At 63.7% G+C, this 16,483-nt stretch carries 8 protein-coding genes; 2 read left to right on the top strand and 6 right to left on the bottom strand.

The window, feature by feature from the left end:
• The 4 genes from ACUXST_RS00215 to ACUXST_RS00200 form a co-directional block, all read right to left on the bottom strand.
• Positions 1-1,281 carry a nucleotide sugar dehydrogenase gene (locus ACUXST_RS00215; RefSeq protein ID WP_458387941.1) on the bottom strand — a complete coding sequence of 427 codons (1,281 nt, stop codon included), beginning with the start codon at positions 1,279-1,281 and terminating at the stop codon, positions 1-3.
• Between the two features lie 192 nt (positions 1,282-1,473).
• Complete coding sequence (locus ACUXST_RS00210) at positions 1,474-2,784, bottom strand: peptide MFS transporter (protein WP_458387940.1); 1,311 nt, start codon at positions 2,782-2,784, stop codon at positions 1,474-1,476.
• A gap of 6 nt (positions 2,785-2,790) precedes the next feature.
• Positions 2,791-4,776: a serine hydrolase domain-containing protein gene (locus ACUXST_RS00205; protein WP_458387939.1), complete on the bottom strand. Its 1,986-nt coding sequence runs from the start codon at positions 4,774-4,776 to the stop codon at positions 2,791-2,793.
• Between the two features lie 13 nt (positions 4,777-4,789).
• Positions 4,790-7,000: a TonB-dependent receptor gene (locus ACUXST_RS00200; protein ID WP_458387938.1), complete on the bottom strand. Its 2,211-nt coding sequence runs from the start codon at positions 6,998-7,000 to the stop codon at positions 4,790-4,792.
• Positions 7,001-7,095: 95 nt separating this feature from the next.
• Here ACUXST_RS00200 and ACUXST_RS00195 point away from each other — a divergent pair, with 95 nt between their 5' ends.
• Complete coding sequence (locus tag ACUXST_RS00195) at positions 7,096-7,785, top strand: helix-turn-helix domain-containing protein (RefSeq protein ID WP_458387937.1); 690 nt, start codon at positions 7,096-7,098, stop codon at positions 7,783-7,785.
• Between the two features lie 45 nt (positions 7,786-7,830).
• A complete protein-coding gene (locus ACUXST_RS00190; protein WP_458387936.1) occupies positions 7,831-8,847 on the top strand; it encodes a dipeptide epimerase in 1,017 nt (338 codons plus the stop codon).
• Positions 8,848-8,871: 24 nt separating this feature from the next.
• On the opposite strand, the gene ACUXST_RS00185 is transcribed toward ACUXST_RS00190, so the two are convergent.
• Together ACUXST_RS00185 and ACUXST_RS00180 are read right to left on the bottom strand one after the other, a co-directional pair.
• On the bottom strand, positions 8,872-10,965 hold the full coding sequence (locus ACUXST_RS00185; RefSeq protein ID WP_458387935.1) for a response regulator: 2,094 nt from the start codon (positions 10,963-10,965) through the stop codon (positions 8,872-8,874).
• Between the two features lie 29 nt (positions 10,966-10,994).
• The gene (locus tag ACUXST_RS00180) at positions 10,995-16,361 is read right to left on the bottom strand and encodes a HAMP domain-containing protein (RefSeq protein ID WP_458387934.1); all 5,367 of its coding nucleotides are present in this window, start codon (positions 16,359-16,361) and stop codon (positions 10,995-10,997) included.
• Positions 16,362-16,483 lie beyond the last annotated feature (122 nt).

Here is a 16,483-nt window from a genome sequence, read left to right as displayed (position 1 = left end):
TCACAGGCTCCAATATTTCACGTCCGAGCGCAACGTCGCTGGATTCGCACGGGATTTGATGTCGATCAAAATCCCGTTGTGGCCAAGCATGTTGCTGATCGCACCGCCGTCCAGGCCGTTGTAGGCGTCGTGGGGGACGGCGAACACAAGCGCGGTCAGGTCAGTGAACTCGCTCATGTCGCAAAGCTCGACACCGTACGCGCGGCGCACCGTCTCGGGGTCCGCCATCGGATCGTGGACGAGCGGCTCAACGCCGAACTCACGCAGCTCCCGGTAGATGTCGACCACCTTGGAGTTGCGGATGTCTGGGACGTTCTCCTTGAAGGTAAAACCGAGAATACCGACTCGCTGGCCAACGATCGGGTGCCCGCGCTCGGCAAGCATCTTCACGACGCGCTGGGCGACGTAGGCGCCCATGCTGTCGTTGACCCTGCGCCCGGACAGAATGACTTCCGGGTGATAGCCGAGCTGTTCCGCCTTCGCGGTGAGATAATAGGGGTCCACGCCGATACAGTGACCGCCGACCAGCCCCGGATAGAATTTCAGGAAGTTCCACTTGGTGCCGGCTGCCGCAAGGACATCGGCGGTGCGGATCCCGAGACGGTCGCAGATCATCGACAACTCGTTCATAAGCGCGATGTTGAGGTCGCGCTGCGTGTTCTCGATCACCTTGGCAGCTTCGGCGACCTTGATCGACGATGCCTCGTGAATTCCCGCTTCGATGACCGAGCCATAGACTTCGACCAGTCGTGCGGCCGTCGGCTCATCCTGGCCCGCGACGACCTTTGTGATCTTCTCGATCGGGTGCTCGCGATCGCCGGGATTGATGCGCTCGGGGCTATAGCCGAGCTTGAAATCCTCGCCGCACTTGAGGCCAGATGCGGCCTCCAGCGCGGGGGCGCAAATCTCTTCCGTGACCCCCGGGTAGACTGTGCTTTCGAAGACTACGATCGCACCCTGCGAAAGCACCGGCCCGATCAGCTCACAAGCCGTCAGAAGAGCAGTGAAGTCCGGGCGGTTGGCCTGGTCGATCGGCGTCGGAACCGTCACCACGAAGATGTTGCTGCCCTTCAGGTCCGCAGCCTGGTCGGTCAGCTCGAGCTTCCCGCCGAGCAGTTCTTCGGGTGGGATCTCGCCGGTCGCGTCGACGCCCTCGCGGAGTGCGTTCACCCGCTTGCTGCTGATATCGAACCCGATGACCGAGTACTTACGGGAAAATGCAACGAGCAGCGGAAGGCCCACGTACCCGAGCCCAACGACTGCAATTCGAACGTCATTCATAACGCGGGCAACTCACCGACTGGGAATCGAATCAAACCACGACGATCACCTGGAGGTGGGACGAACGAATTTGGATCGTGCCTGGAACGTCGAGGTCGGACGTGGCGCAAGCAGATCGCTGCGCTGGTCCGCGGCGGCGTCCTAAAGAATTCTTGCGGAATGACAAGCGCCGTAAGCGACGGAAAGGGGCGCTCAGAGGCTGGTGCCCTTCACTCGCGCCATGCCGAAGAATGCCGCCCCGGCGAGCAGCATGGACAGCGTGCCGAGGGCGAAGAAGGTGGTTGCCGGGATCTTGCCCCAATAGGCTCCCATCAACCCCGCAAGCAGGCTCCCGAGGAATTTCGCGATGTACCAGCCACCCATGGCCGTCGACGCGATACGGGTGGGCGCAAGAGTCTCGATCAGCGTCAATCCCACCGGAATGACCAGCAGCTCGCCGACAGTCAGCAGCAGGAAGTATCCAATCGTCCACCACGGACTTACCCGCGCGGCTTCGGCGCCGCTGGCGTAAGCCGCGGCGACCAAGACCACCATGCCGGCCGCGCCGATCACGCATCCAAGGCTCATCCGGCGAACCAACGATACGGTTGTTTCGCGCGCCTTGATCGCCCGCCAGAACCGGATCAGCACAGGCGTGAGCAGGATGATCAGCAGCGGGTTGATCGCCTGGAACCAGGTCGCGGGGATGGCCAGGCGCGATCCGAAGAGGAAGATGGTCCGGTCGGTCCGGTCCGAGATCCACAGTGCGATGACGTTCCCGCTCTGCTCGTAGCCGACGCGGAACAGCACCACGAGACCGACGATGACCAGCAGCGTGACAAGATTGCGCCGCTCCTGGGGGCTGATCCCCGCACGTTGCGCCGCCTGAGCAGTACGCTGTCCGCGCTCCGGCTCGGGCGGGAGGCGCTTCAGATTGGTGCAGTAGACCACGAGGCCGACGGCCATGCCTACGCCGGCTGCCGCGAAGCCCCAATGCCAGCCGTAAAGTTCGCCAAGGGTGCCGCAGACGAACGGCGCGAGCAGGCCGCCCAGGTTGATGCCCATATAATAGGCACTGTAGGCGTAAGCCTTTCGGGGATCGTTGTCGCGATAGAGGGCGCCAACCTGAATCGCGAGCGGTGGGATGAAGAGCCCGTTGCCGAGCGCGACGAGGGCAAGCGCGGGGAAGAGCAGCGACTCGAAAGCCATTCCGAAGTGGCCAAGCATCATCATGGCACCGCCGATGATCACGCTTGCCGTCCGGCCGAGCCAGCGGTCGGCGATAATCCCGCCGAAGAAGGGGCTGAAGAATGCCGCCGCCCCGTACGCGCCATAGATCAGCGACGAATTGGTCTGGTCGATGCCCAGGTGCTTCGTCATGTAGTAGACGAGGAGCGCCTGCAGGCCGAAGAACGAGAACTCTGCCCACATTTGCGTCGCGAAGAGGACCGTCAGCCCCGCGGGGTGACCGAACAAGGTCCGGGCCGGCCTTTCCTCGTTCGAGATCTGGCCGGCCCCGGTCACGTATCCTCAGTAGTTGAGCGAGGCCGTCAGCAGCCCGGCATTAACGCACATCCAAGCCATGATCGACGCCGCAAGCGCAATCACGATCGCCCAGATCGTCGCGAACCGGTGCCGTCCCGGCGCGGTTGCGACCACATAGGCGTTCCAGATCGCCACGATCGTCCCGATGATGGCGACGATCAGGACGAGTTGGAGGAGCCGCATCCACATGTCCATTCCGCCGTTGAGGGCGGTCAGGTCGTTGTTGACGGCGGTGAGGACCAGCACCCAGCCGATGACCACGATGAGGTAGAGCCAAGCGGTTGCACGGGTCGCGCGGTGCAGCTGCAATGAGCGCCCGCTGACGTCCGACTGATACTTGTAGCGGCGCCGGGTCAAGGCGACGATCGGCCAGCCAAGAGCGGCGATCAGGAGGACCAGCAGGGCCAGTCCCCCCAGCGGCAGTATCCAGCCGGCGTTGAGCGCCGTCGGCGCGGGAAGGAATTCAATGATCGGCGCGTAAGGCGTGATCGAGAACATCTTCACATGCCCATTGCCGTCCACGACCGCCTGCAGCTTGTCACTGCCGTTCACTTCCTGCCAGATCCACGGCCCGACTTCGCGCCACTGGCGCGGGGCACCGGACGCATCGGTGACGCTCGAGGCAGTGATGATGCCGTTCTGGTCGACGGACACGCTGGTCTGGCCGAGCAGCGAGAGCAGGCGCGTGAAGTTGAAGCCGCCTGCCCGACTGCTAACGTAATGGCCGGAGATCGCTTGGCCATGAGCCTTGGCGGTGCTTGCCGTGGGAAGGTTCCGCTCGGGCGCCGGAAAGTAGCGGTCCGTGAAGTCCTCGAAGAGCTGCTCGCGCAGCGGGTGCACGGCGGTGTTCTTCCCGGCACTGTTCATCGAGACGTAGAGACCGACGTTCTTGTCGAGGAACAGGTGCAGGTCGGAGTGCATGAAGATCGTGTCGCCGCCATGGCCTACGATGTTCAGACCGTTGCGGTCCTCATGGTAGAATCCGAGCGCCATCGACGGCAGCGCCGAGTAGAAGTGGTTCGCCGGCGCGTGCATCAGCTGCGCGGTCGCCGGGTTTAGCAGCGGCCCGCCATTCGCGAGGTGGGCGATCATGAACTTGCCCATGTCGTCGCCCGACGACGCGAGCGCGCCCGCCGGAGCCATCGGGATAACCTCGTAAGGCTGAGCCTTGTCGGACGGATACTGATAGCTTTTGGACATCAGCGGCGCGAGGTTGGCCGGAAGCGGTTGCTCGAACGTCGAATGGGTCATCCCGAGCGGATTGAAGATGTGCCGCTGGATATAGGCGTTGAACTCCTCGCCGGAGACGCGCTGAACGATGTAGCCGGCAAGCGAGGCGCCATAGTTGGAATAGGCCGGCATCGTCCCCGGCGCGTAGATCCGGTGGGGCACCCAACGCGACAGCACCTTGCCGAGCGGATCGGGCTTGGTGTCGTACTTGATCAGATACTTCGCCGTCTCCTCGAACCCACCCGTGTGGGTCATCAGGTTCCGTAAGGTGATCGGCTTGCCCTGGTAGGGCGGAATCTTGAAGTCGATGTAGGTGTTCACGTCCTTGTCGAGGTCGAGCTTTCCGGCCTGGACCTGCTGCATGACCGCCGTCCAGGTGAACAGCTTCGAGACGGAGCCCGGCCGGAACAGCGTGAGGTTCGGGTCAACCGGCTTGCCGGCCATGAGGTCGGAATAGCCGAAGCCCCGCTCCGTCAGTGGCTGGCCATCCTTGACGACAACCACGACGGCACCGGGAATCCCCCCGGCTTTGAGTGCATAGGGCATGAAGCCGTCGAGCCATGCGTCGATGTCGGCTTTCGTCAGCGCGGCGGTGGCAGTCGAGTTCGCATCAGTCGTCGGAGCCTGCGACGGAAGGACAGCAGCATTCGTTCGCGTCGGCTGCAACTGCGCCGGGGACTGGCCCATCGCTGGAATCGCAAGGGCCGCCAGGGCCGCAATCGCCCACCTCAGTCGCTTCATGCGCTAGTCCCCTCTAGTAACGATAGCCGAGTGACAATCCGATCGTGCGCGGCTGGATTACCGCAGCGGCGACGTCACCATTTGTAGACCCGAAGAAACCGAGGTTCACGATCCCCCGTGCGTCCGTGATGTTGCGCGCAAACGCATCGATCCGGAAGCGGCCAAGATCGGCGCCCGCGTGAGCATCGATTTGGCTGAACGGACGAAGCTTGCGCTGGCCGCTCGCGTCGAAGTCGGAGTAGCGCGTGCCCGTGTAGTGCCAGCTGATGCCGGCGTGCCCGGTCACACTCGTGCTCAGTGGTGACTCATATTCCGCTCCGACCGTAGTCTGGAATTTCGGATTGTAGGGCAGCGGATCGCCGTCGAGCCCGCCCACGGCGGCCGGGGCATCGCTGGTCAGGCGCGCGTTAACGTATGAGCCGTTCGCATAAAGCGAGAGGGCCGGCGTCGGATTATAGCCGGCGGTGAATTCGACACCCTTGCTGCGTGCCTTGCCGCCATTGGTGTTCACGCCCAACCCGGCGACCTGCGCGAGGAGCTGAATGTCCTTCCAGTCGATCAGAAACGCTGCGAGTTCGAGCGAGAGCTTATGGTCGGCTGACTCGGTCTTCACGCCGACCTCGTAGTTAGTCGTCGTATCGGGCCCGAACTGCCGCGGAACGGCCGTCGGCGCCAGCGGCGAGACCGCGTTCGGGCCGCCAGGGCGATAGCCCTTTGCTACGCGAGCGTAGATTCTCGTGTTGGCGTTGGGCTTGAACGTGGGCGCCAGCGAGTAGGTGAACACGCTGTCGGAGGAATGGCCCGAGAAGGTGCTTCCACCGCCCACGAGGGCTCCGTTCGTTTCCTGCACTTCGGACTGCTTGTTGTGGCTCCAGCGGCCGCCGCCAGTCAGATCGAACTGCGGCCCAAGATGCAGCGTGGCGTTCGCGAAAGCCGCATACTCCTTATAGCGCGACGGAAGCGAGACAAGGACGAGGCCGTCGAGCGCATCGACTCGCGCACCGTTATTGCCGTCGACGCCGTAGAGGTTCTGGCTGAGCCGGTTCCTCTCGTGAGTGTAGAAGCCGCCGGCGGTCCATTCCACCATGGACTTACCCGACGAGGAAAGACGCACCTCCTGCGTAAACCGCCGCTGCGTCATACCCTGGTCGAGGCCGGAGCCTAGCGGCGTGCCGAAAGCTGCAGTCAGGAGCCCGCCGTAGATGGCGCTCGCATCCTGGACCTGCTTCTGGTCGAGAGTTCCGTAGCTCGTCGCCGAGACCAGGGCGACGGAGCCGAAGTCGTAATCGATCGTGCCGTTGTAGATGCGGTAGTCGATGTTGTTCGGCTCACGCAGCACGCGCTGGTGCTCAAGCGCGCCGAGGCTTGGGCGTAGGGTCACCGGATCGAGGTCGACCAAGTTGGTGCCGTTGCTCCGGATGTTCTCGAGGAGCGCGGAAGCACGCACCCGAAGTCGCTCGGATGGCCTAATCAGGAATGAGAAGCGACCGCCGTAGGTCTTGCCGTCGTTGACGTCCGAGCCGTGGCTCGGATCATCGATGTAGCCGGGATCGCTGCGGTAGAACCCGGTCAGCCGGAATGCTGCGTTGTCGGACAGCGGAACGTTGCCGGCGGCCCGCGCCCAATAGCCCGTGTCACCGTGCGAGACATGTTCCACCCCAGCTTCGGCCGCGGCGCCGAACATGTGCGGGTCAGGCGCGACTGTGACGTATTTCACGAGGCCGCCCAGGGAATTGGCGCCGTACAGCGTTCCCTGCGGTCCGCGCAGAACCTCGACGCGGGCGAGGTCGAACGGATCGAGGTCCGGTGCGAGGACGCCGCCGTTGGCAAGGCTGGTCGCCGACCCGAACGGGGTTTCGTCGATGTAGGTCGCAACCGTTGCTCCGACACCGCCGGCGTTGACCCCGCGCAGGACGATCCGCGAATTGCCGGGCTGGCTTTCGACAACGTTCGCGCTGGGGATCCGGGTCAGATAGTCGGACAGTCGCTGCGCATGCTGATTCTCGAGGCTTTCACCCGAGATGACTGAGACGGACTGCGGTACGTCCAGCAGCCGCTGAGTGCGCTTTTGCGCAGTGACGATGATGGCGTTCTGGTCGCCTTGCGTTTGGAGGGCGGACGGTTGTCCCGCCGGTGCCGTGGCATCGCTGTTCTGCGCCGAAGCCCCCGACGCGACCGCTGAAGCACACGCACTCGCCAGTGCAAGCGCAACTGAGCGTTTCATCATCGGACTAGCCTCCCCAAGCTGGATGGTGCAATTATCATCGCGTGATGTTTCAGGATTGGCAACTGGTTTCTAGTTAAGCGAGGCTGGCGACGATGGCGAAGCTCAGCGGAGGGGTCCCCGCCCACCGGGCCGAAGACCAGGACGCGGTGCCCGCACCAAGCCGCGCTCTTCGCGACGTGCGGCTTGCGCAGGGTCTCAGCCTTCGCGCGCTCTCCGCCCGTGCGGGACTGCCCTACTCGACCGTCTCGAAGCTCGAGAACGGCAAGATGGCGCTGACCTATGACAAGATGATCCGGCTCGCCCAGGGCCTGAACGTCGACCTCAAGGATATTCTGTCCACTGCGGACGACCGGGCTGCGCCGGTCGCTGTGGGGCGCCGAAGCGTTACTCGGGCCGGGGAAGCGGTGGACGCCGAATCCGACCAGCACATGCACCGCTATCCGGCCAGCGACCTGCTCGGGAAGATGATGACGCCGATCATCATCGACGTTCAGGCGAGAAGCGTCGATGAAGTCGGAGGTCTCGTTCGGCACTCGGGCGAGGAGTATATTTACGTGCTCGCTGGCTCCATGGAGCTCCACTCCGACCTCTATGCGCCGCTGCCGCTCGCGGAAGGAGACTCCGTCTACTTCGACAGTGGGATGGCGCATGCCTACGTTCGAACGAGCGAGGGTCAGTGCACTGTTCTTGCAGTCTGCGCCGGCCAGGGCATTCGGCAGCTTGCGGAGACTGCAAGGAAGCGGTGGCGCCTGTCACGGGATGGCGTCGAACAACTCACTTGAGTGTTTCTATATTTGAAACTTCTGTTTCGCTTGCTAAGCAGGCGCATGGCAACGACTACCAGGCACACGCTCCAGGTCGAGCGAGCAAGCTGCGCCTTCGCGGCACCGTTCCGGATCTCGGGCTACGTCTTCGAGGCCATGCCTGCGGTCGTGGCGACGATCTCCGCGGCGGGGGCAAGCGGGCGCGGAGAAGCAGAGGGCGTCTATTACCTTCATGACGATCAAGACCATATGGTCACCGAGGTCGAAAAAGTCCGTGACGCCGTGGAAGGCGGCGCCACCCGCAATGAGTTGAAGTCGCTGCTGCCCGCCGGCGGCGCCCGCAACGCGCTCGATTGCGCGCTCTGGGAGTTGGAAGCGCGCACTTCCGGTACACCGGCGTGGCAACTTGCCGGAGTCTCCAAGCCTGTTGCGAAGGTGAGCACCTTCACGCTTCCGGCCGACGACCCCGCCCGAGTCGAGGAGCGACTGCTCGACTTCCATTTCGCCAGCGCGATCAAGCTGAAGCTCGACGGCGACATCGATGCCGACCGCGAGCGCCTTGCCGTCGTTCGGCGCAGGCGTCCGGACTGCTGGCTGATGGTCGACGCTAACCAGGGCTTCTCAAGCGACAAGCTCGACGCGCTCGAGCAGATATTGGTGGAGTATGATGTTTCGGTGCTCGAGCAGCCGGTGCCCCGAGGCGAGGAAGCGAGCCTCGCCGGATGGCGGCCGCCGTTTGCCGTAGCCGCGGACGAGAGCATCCTCGATCTTGCCGAGCTGCATGAACGGTCGTCGCACTTCGACATGATCAACATCAAACTCGACAAGTGCGGCGGGCTTACCGAAGCGCTTGCCATCGCTCGCGAAACCATCGCCATGGGCAAGCGCCTGATGGTCGGAAACATGGGCGGATCCACGATCGCGATGGCGCCGGCCTTCATCGTCGCTCAATATTGCGAGGTCGTCGACCTGGATGGCCCGTTCGGGCTCGCCGAGGACCCTCTGGCGGACCGCATCTATTCCGACGGCAAGATCTTCGTTGACGAGAGCATCTGGGGCTGCGGCGAGGCGGGGGTCTAGCCGGTCCGAGTAGGCGGGGCTGCCCTAGACGAGGGCGTCCGGTGAAGGCTTTTGCTGCGTCGGCCGTTTCGCTGCTCCGCTACCCGCGACGCGACGGATCGCTTCTTCGAGCTTGGCGGGCGTAAACGGCTTCAGCAGGATTTCGACGTCGTCCGGTCGATCGCTGATCGCTTCCGCCTCGGCATAGCCGGTGATGATCAGCCCCGGGACGCCAGGACAGATCGCCCGCGCCGCCCTCAGGAACTCCGTCCCGGAAAGATGCGGCATCGCGTAATCGCTGATCATCAGGTCATAGCAGGTGGCGCCGCCCTCGAGCGCTTCCAACGCCTCGCTGCCGCTGCATTGCTCCGTGACATTATGGCCCATGTCGTCGAGCAGCGCTGCCGTCGTGCTTCGAACCTCTTCATGATCGTCGACGAGGAGAACCCGCAACTTGCGAACGGGCTTGGAACGCCGGCTGCTCGGTTGAGCGATCTCGACCACTGATGCGGCTGCCTGGTCCGACGGCGCACGCGGGAGCCAGATCTCCGCGGTCGTGCCTTCCCCCAGGCTGCTTTGCACTCGGAACGCGCCATTGGACTGCTTGGCGAAGCCGTAGACCATACTCAGCCCGAGCCCGCTGCCCTTGCCGACCTCCTTGGTGGTGAAGAAGGGCTCCATCACTTTCTGCAGGTCGTCGGGAGCGATCCCGGTGCCAGTGTCCGACACGCACAGGCAGATGTAATCGCCTTTGGGAACGTCGGCCCAATTGGACGCGCCGAGCTTCTGATTGCGTGCGGCGACGGTGACCGTGCCGCCCGCAGGCATCGCGTCGCGCGCGTTGATGATGAGGTTGACGAGGGCAAGCTCAAGCTGTGCCTGATCGGCGAACGCGAGCCATGGCTCCTCGCTCGGCTGCCATTCGATGTTCACCAGGCCGCCCAGGGTGTGCGTGAGCAGGTCCCAGACCGCCTCCTGGAGCGCGGCCAGGTCGATCGGCTGCGGCTCCAGCTTTTGCCGCCGCGCAAACGCGAGCAACCGCCGCACCAGTTCGCTGCCCTGCTCCGCCGCGCGCCGGGTCATCGTCAGGATCTTGCGCTGATCGTCGTCGAGCGCCGCTCGCTTGTCGATCAGCCCGAGGCCGCCGATGACCGCTGCCAGCAGGTTGTTGAAGTCGTGCGCGATGCCGCCGGTCAGCTTGCCGATCGCGTCCATCTTCTGCGCCTGCATCAGCTGGCTTTCGAGCGACCGCTGGTCGGTGATGTCGGTCAGCGTTCCGGCGAACTCGACGGGCCGTCCATCCTGATCCTTGAGGAGCACTGCCTGATCGAGGAAGTGGCGGTAGTCGCCATTGGCGTGACGCCAGCGATATTCGATCGAGAGGCGCCCCTGCTTGCGTCGGCTGTCGAGAGACTCGACGACGCGATCGTGGTCGTCCGGGTGCAGGCGGTCGGCCCACAAAGTCGGCTGGCTGGCGATGTCGTCGAACTTGAACCCTGTGATCGCCTCGAAGTCACCGCTTAGGTAGGAAGGTACGCTCGGCCGCCGCCCCTCATAAGGTTCGAGGTACAGCAGCATCGGCAGCGATTGGATGATGGCGGCCTGGCGCTGCTCGGCGCGGCGGAGTTCCTGCTCGGCGCGAAGGCGCTTGGCGTTGGCGCGCAGGTTTGCATCGAGCAGCGCCTGCTCCTGCCGCGCCTTGCGTTCGATCTCCTTGGTCTTTGCGAACAGGTCGACAAACACCGCGACCTTGGAACGCAGGACCACTGCATCCACGGGTTTGAAAACATAGTCGACCGCGCCCATGGCATAGCCGCGCAGCAGGTGTTCTGTTTCCTTGTTGACTGCCGACAGGAAGACGATCGGAATGCCCTTCGTTTGCTCACGGCTGCGGATGATCTGGGCGGTTTCATAGCCGTCCAGGCCGGGCATGTAGACGTCGAGCAGGATGACCGCGAACTCGCCCTTCAGGAGATGGCGAAGCGCCTCTTCGCCGGATCGCGCGCTGACGACTTCACCTAGGTCTTCGAGCACGCTCTCGACGGCGAGCAGGTTTCGCTCGTCGTCATCGACCAGCAGCACCCGCGGCCGCTCGGCGACGGGTTCGTCCACGTTGTCGGGCTCGGCGCTACTCGGCACCGGCACTTCCTTCCGAAATGCCTTCGTCCTCACTCGGCAGCCACCGAGACCGCAGCACTGACACCGCTTTCGCGCGACCGTGCGACCCAGACCCGCAGCAGCGCGAGAAGCAACTCGATGTCGACTGGCTTGGCGATGTAGTCCGATGCGCCGGCATCAAGGCACTTCTGGCGATCACCCTTCATCGCCTTGGCGGTGACCGCAATTAGCGGCAGGTCGGCGAGTGCTGGCCGGTGCCGGATCTGCTGCATGGTCTCGTAGCCATCCATGTCGGGCATCATGATGTCGATCAGGGCAACGTCGACGCCAGGCGTCTGCTCGAGGATCAGGATGCCGTCCTTTCCGCTTTCGGCGTGGAGGACCTCGACATCGTGACTTTCGAGGACGCTGGTCAGCGAGAAGATGTTGCGGATGTCGTCGTCGACAATGAGGACCTTGGCTCCGGCGAGCTCCGGCAGCGAGCCGGTGGTCGTCGCAGGCGCGGCTTTCTTCTTCGACGGCTTGTGAGTCTTGGCATGCTCCCGAAGCGACGAGAACACGCGCACGAGTTCGTCCCGGTCGGCTGGCTTGTCGGTCACCCCGAAGGCACCCATCCCGATCACTGCCTTGTTGCGGTCTGCGCCGGAAATGACGTGGATCGGCACGTGGCCGGTTTCCGGATGATGCTTGAGGAGGTCGAGGAGAACGAAGCCGTCGATATCTGACAGGCCGAGGTCGAGCGTGATTGCGCTCGGCTGCAGCTTGCGCGCCATTCCGAGCGTGCCTGCACCGGCCGTCGATACGACGCCCTTCAGGCCGGCCTCGTGGGCGGCATCAAGGACGATCGAGGCGAACGTCGGATCATCCTCGACTATCAGCACGAACGGATCCTTGCCGAGATCGTCGCGGTCGTCGCTGACCTCGAAGCCCGTCGGCAATGCGCTGGGCACCATCGCGCCGCTATTGTCGTAGCGGGCCGGCGCGCTGTCGGTCGCAGCGGCCGTCGAGGCAGCGGCTTCGACCGGCACGTAAAGCGTGAATGTCGAGCCCTCACCCGGCTTTGAACGCACCTGCAGTTCACCGCCGAGCAGACGCGCGATTTCCCGGCTGATGGAGAGACCCAGGCCGGTGCCGCCGTACTTGCGGCTCGTCGTTCCGTCGGCCTGCTGGAACGCCTCGAAGATCAGCTTCTGCTTATTGTCGGGAATGCCGATGCCGGTGTCGGTCACGGCAATCTCGATCGCCTGCTTGGAATCGCGGAGTACCGGATGGCTCGGACTCCAGCCGCCGCTGGCGCAGCGAACGGCGAGCGTCACGCCGCCTTTCGATGTGAACTTGAACGCGTTCGACAGCAGGTTGAGGACGATCTGCTGCAGGCGCTTCTCGTCGGTGCGGATGTTCTCCGGCAGCCGGCTCTCGAAGTCGACGTTGAAGGCCAGGCCCTTGTCGGCGGCGAGTTGGCGGAAGGTTCGCTCCATGTGCTGCTTGAGGTTCTGCATCGGCATCTCGCCGACCTCGATCGTCACCGTGCCGGATTCGATCTTCGACAGGTCGAGGATGTCGTTGATGAGGTTGAGGAGGTCGGAACCGGCCGAGTTGATCGTCCGGGCGAACTCGACCTGCTTCTCGTTGAGGTTGCCCTGATTGTTGTCGGACAGCAGCTTCGAGAGGATCAGCAGCGAGTTGAGCGGAGTCCGCAGCTCATGGCTCATGTTGGCCAGGAACTCGGACTTGTACTTGGATGTCAGCGCGAGCTGCTCCGCTTTCTCCTCGAGCGCGCGGCGGGCCATTTCGATTTCGAGGTTCTTGGCCTCGACCTGCTTCTTCTCATTCTCGAGCGCGACGGCCTTGTCCTGAAGCTCCTCGTTGGTGGTGTGAAGCTCCTCCTGCTTCGTGGTGAGCTCGGTCTGACGCGCCTGAAGCTCCTGCGTTAGCAGCTGCGATTGCTCGAGCAGGCCTTCGGTGCGCATCGTTGCGGCGATCGTGTTCAACACGATGCCGACCGATTCCATGAGCTGGTCGAGGAACGTCTGGTGGGTCTCGTTGAACTCGCTGAACGACGCGAGTTCGATGACCGCTTTCACCTCGTCCTCGAACAGCGCCGGCAGGATGTTCACGTTGGCCGGCTTGGCGTGACCTAGGCCGGAGCCGATGCGGATGAAGTCGCTGGGCACGTCTTTGAGAAGCATCGGCCTCCGATCCGCGGCGGCCTGGCCGATCAGGCCTTCGCGCAGCCGGAACTCCTGCTTCAGTTCCTCGGTCCGGTCCGCCCCGTAGCTGGCGACGAGTTCGAGCTTGGTTTCGTCCTCCTCGCGCTTGGTTACGTAGAACACGCCGTATTGGGCGTTCACCAGCGGGGCGAGCTCGGACATGATCAGGTTCGAGACGGTCGCAAGGTCGCGTTCCCCCTGGAGCATCCGGCTGAACCGCGCGAGGTTGGTCTTGAGCCAATCCTGCTCGGCGTTCTTGAGCGTCTGATCCTTCAGGTTGCCGATCATCTCGTTGATCGTGTCCTTGAGGGCCGCCATTTCACCGGCCGCCTGCACGGCGATGGAGCGGGTAAGGTCACCCTTCGTCACGGCGGTTGCCACTTCGGCGATCGAGCGGACCTGGTTCGTCAGGTTGGCGGCCAGCTGGTTCACGTTGTCGGTCAGGTCGCGCCACAGACCGGCGGCGCCCGGCACGCGAGCCTGACCGCCGAGCTTGCCCTCAATGCCGACCTCGCGGGCCATGTTCGTGACCTGGTCGCCGAAGGTCGAAAGCGTGTCGATCATGAAGTTGATCGTGTCGGCAAGCGCGGCGATCTCGCCCTTGGCATCCACCGTCAGCTTCCGCTTGAGGTTGCCCTGCGCAACCGCGGTCACGACCTCGGCGATGCCGCGCACCTGGTTGGTGAGGTTGTTGCCCATCAGGTTGACGTTGTCGGTGAGGTCCTTCCAGGTACCGCCGACGCCCGGCACCTGCGCCTGGCCACCGAGCTTGCCTTCGGTGCCCACTTCGCGGGCAACACGGGTGACCTCGCTCGCGAAGGCGTTGAGCTGATCGACCATGGTGTTGATGGTGTTCTTGAGCGCGAGGATTTCGCCCTTCACGTCGACGGTGATCTTCTTCGACAAGTCGCCGCGAGCCACGGCGGTGGTCACGTCGGCGATGTTGCGGACCTGGCCGGTCAGGTTCTCGGCCATGAGGTTCACGTTGTCGGTGAGGTCCTTCCAGGTTCCGGCGACGCCGCGCACCTGGGCCTGACCCCCGAGCTTGCCCTCGGTACCCACTTCGCGGGCGACGCGGGTCACTTCCGAAGCGAACGAGTTGAGCTGGTCCACCATGGTGTTGATGGTGTTCTTGAGCTCAAGAATCTCGCCCTTCACGTCGACGGTGATCTTCTTCGACAGGTCGCCCAGAGCGACCGCGGTGGTCACTTCGGCGATGTTGCGGACCTGACCGGTGAGGTTCGCCGCCATGGCGTTGACGTTGTCGGTGAGGTCCTTCCAGGTACCGCCGACGCCCGGCACCTGGGCCTGGCCGCCGAGCTTGCCTTCGGTGCCGACTTCGCGGGCGACGCGGGTCACTTCCGACGCGAAGCCGTTGAGCTGGTCCACCATGACGTTGATGGTGTTCTTGAGCTCGAGGATTTCACCCTTCACGTCGACGGTGATCTTCTTCGACAAGTCGCCCTTCGCGACGGCGGTGGTCACTTCGGCGATGTTGCGGACCTGACCGGTCAGATTGCCGGCCATCAGGTTCACGCTATCGGTCAAGTCGGCCCAGGTGCCCGCGACGCCCTCGACCTGCGCCTGCCCGCCGAGCTTGCCTTCGGTACCGACTTCGCGAGCCACGCGAGTGACTTCCGACGCGAAGCCGTTGAGCTGATCCACCATCACGTTGATAGTGTTCTTGAGCTCCAGAATCTCACCCTTCACGTCGACGGTGATCTTTTTCGACAAGTCGCCTTTCGCAACTGCCGTCGTCACGTCGGCGATGTTGCGGACCTGGCCTGTGAGATTCTCGGCCATCAGGTTCACGTTGTCGGTGAGGTCGGCCCACGTGCCGGCGACGCCTTCGACCTGGGCTTGGCCGCCGAGCTTCCCTTCGGAGCCGACTTCGCGGGCCACGCGAGTCACTTCCGAAGCGAACGAGTTGAGCTGGTCCACCATCGTGTTGATGGTGTCCTTGAGTTCGAGAATCTCGCCCTTCACGTCCACGGTGATCTTCTTGGAGAGGTCGCCGCGCGCCACCGCGGTGGTGACTTCGGCGATATTACGGACCTGGCCCGTCAGGTTCGCCGCCATGAGGTTCACGTTGTCGGTGAGGTCGGCCCAGGTACCCGCGACGCCCGGCACCTGCGCCTGCCCGCCGAGCTTGCCTTCGGTGCCTACTTCGCGAGCCACGCGCGTGACTTCCGATGCGAAGCCGTTGAGCTGATCCACCATCACGTTGATGGTGTTCTTGAGCTCCAGAATCTCGCCCTTCACGTCGACGGTGATCTTCTTCGACAGATCGCCCTTGGCCACGGCAGTCGTCACGTCGGCGATGTTGCGGACCTGGCCGGTGAGATTGTCGGCCATCAAGTTGACGTTGTCCGTGAGGTCTTTCCAGGTGCCGGCGACCCCTTCCACGCGCGCCTGTCCGCCGAGCTTGCCTTCGGTACCCACTTCGCGGGCCACGCGGGTGACCTCGCCCGCGAACGCGTTCAGCTGGTCGACCATCGTGTTGATGGTGTTCTTCAGCTCGAGGATCTCGCCCTTCACCTCGACGGTGATCTTCTTGGAGAGGTCGCCGCGCGCGACGGCGGTCGTCACTTCGGCGATGTTGCGGACCTGGCCCGTCAGGTTGGTCGCCATTGCGTTCACGTTGTCGGTGAGGTCCTTCCAGGTGCCGGCGACGCCTTTCACCTTGGCCTGGCCGCCCAGCTTGCCCTCCGTGCCGACTTCCCTGGCGACGCGGGTGACTTCAGAGGCGAAGGAGGCGAGCTGCTCCACCATGGTGTTCACAACCTTGCCGATGCGCAGGAACTCACCGCGAAGGGGACGTCCGTCGATCTCGACGGACATGGACTGGGAAAGGTCACCCTTGGCCACCGCGCCGATCACGCGCGACACTTCAGCCGTCGGCTGGACCATGTCGTCGATGAGCTCGTTGACCGAGCGGATTGCGGTCTCCCAGCCGCCGCGGGCGTTCTTCACGCGGCCCCGCTGGGTGATCTTGCCTTCCTTGCCGACGACCTTGGACAGTCGTTCGAATTCTTGAGTCATCTCCTCGTTCATGGAGACGACTTCGTTGAAGAGACTGGCGATCTCGCCGTCGACGCCGTCGGCATCTTCGGGCAGGCGCGTGCTGAAGTCGCCGCGGCGAAGTGCCCTCAAGGCGCTCACCAGCTGGCGACGGTCAATGAAATCCCGCGGGGTCTGGATATTCACTTGCAGCTCCGTCCTGTACGTCTCTCCCCCGCCCTTGAGCAGCCCCCCGGCTGCGAAGCTCCCTTGTATCAGAGCATTTGCTTTACGCTTGCTGAAAATTGCAAGCCGCTGGCGGGTTGTCA

This window comes from Sphingomonas sp. F9_3S_D5_B_2 (genome assembly GCF_054263715.1).
Note: the sequence above shows the minus strand (reverse complement) of the source record. Positions and strands in the feature narration are given on the sequence as shown.

Excerpts from the sequence above, each read along its gene's own strand:
- ACUXST_RS00200 (WP_458387938.1), bottom strand. The coding sequence starts at position 7,000 with ATGAAACGCTCAGTTGCGCTTGCACTGGCGAGTGCGTGTGCTTCAGCG.
- ACUXST_RS00195 (WP_458387937.1), top strand. The coding sequence starts at position 7,096 with ATGGCGAAGCTCAGCGGAGGGGTCCCCGCCCACCGGGCCGAAGACCAG.
- ACUXST_RS00190 (WP_458387936.1), top strand. The coding sequence starts at position 7,831 with ATGGCAACGACTACCAGGCACACGCTCCAGGTCGAGCGAGCAAGCTGC.
- ACUXST_RS00215 (WP_458387941.1), bottom strand. The coding sequence starts at position 1,281 with ATGAATGACGTTCGAATTGCAGTCGTTGGGCTCGGGTACGTGGGCCTT.
- ACUXST_RS00205 (WP_458387939.1), bottom strand. The coding sequence starts at position 4,776 with ATGAAGCGACTGAGGTGGGCGATTGCGGCCCTGGCGGCCCTTGCGATT.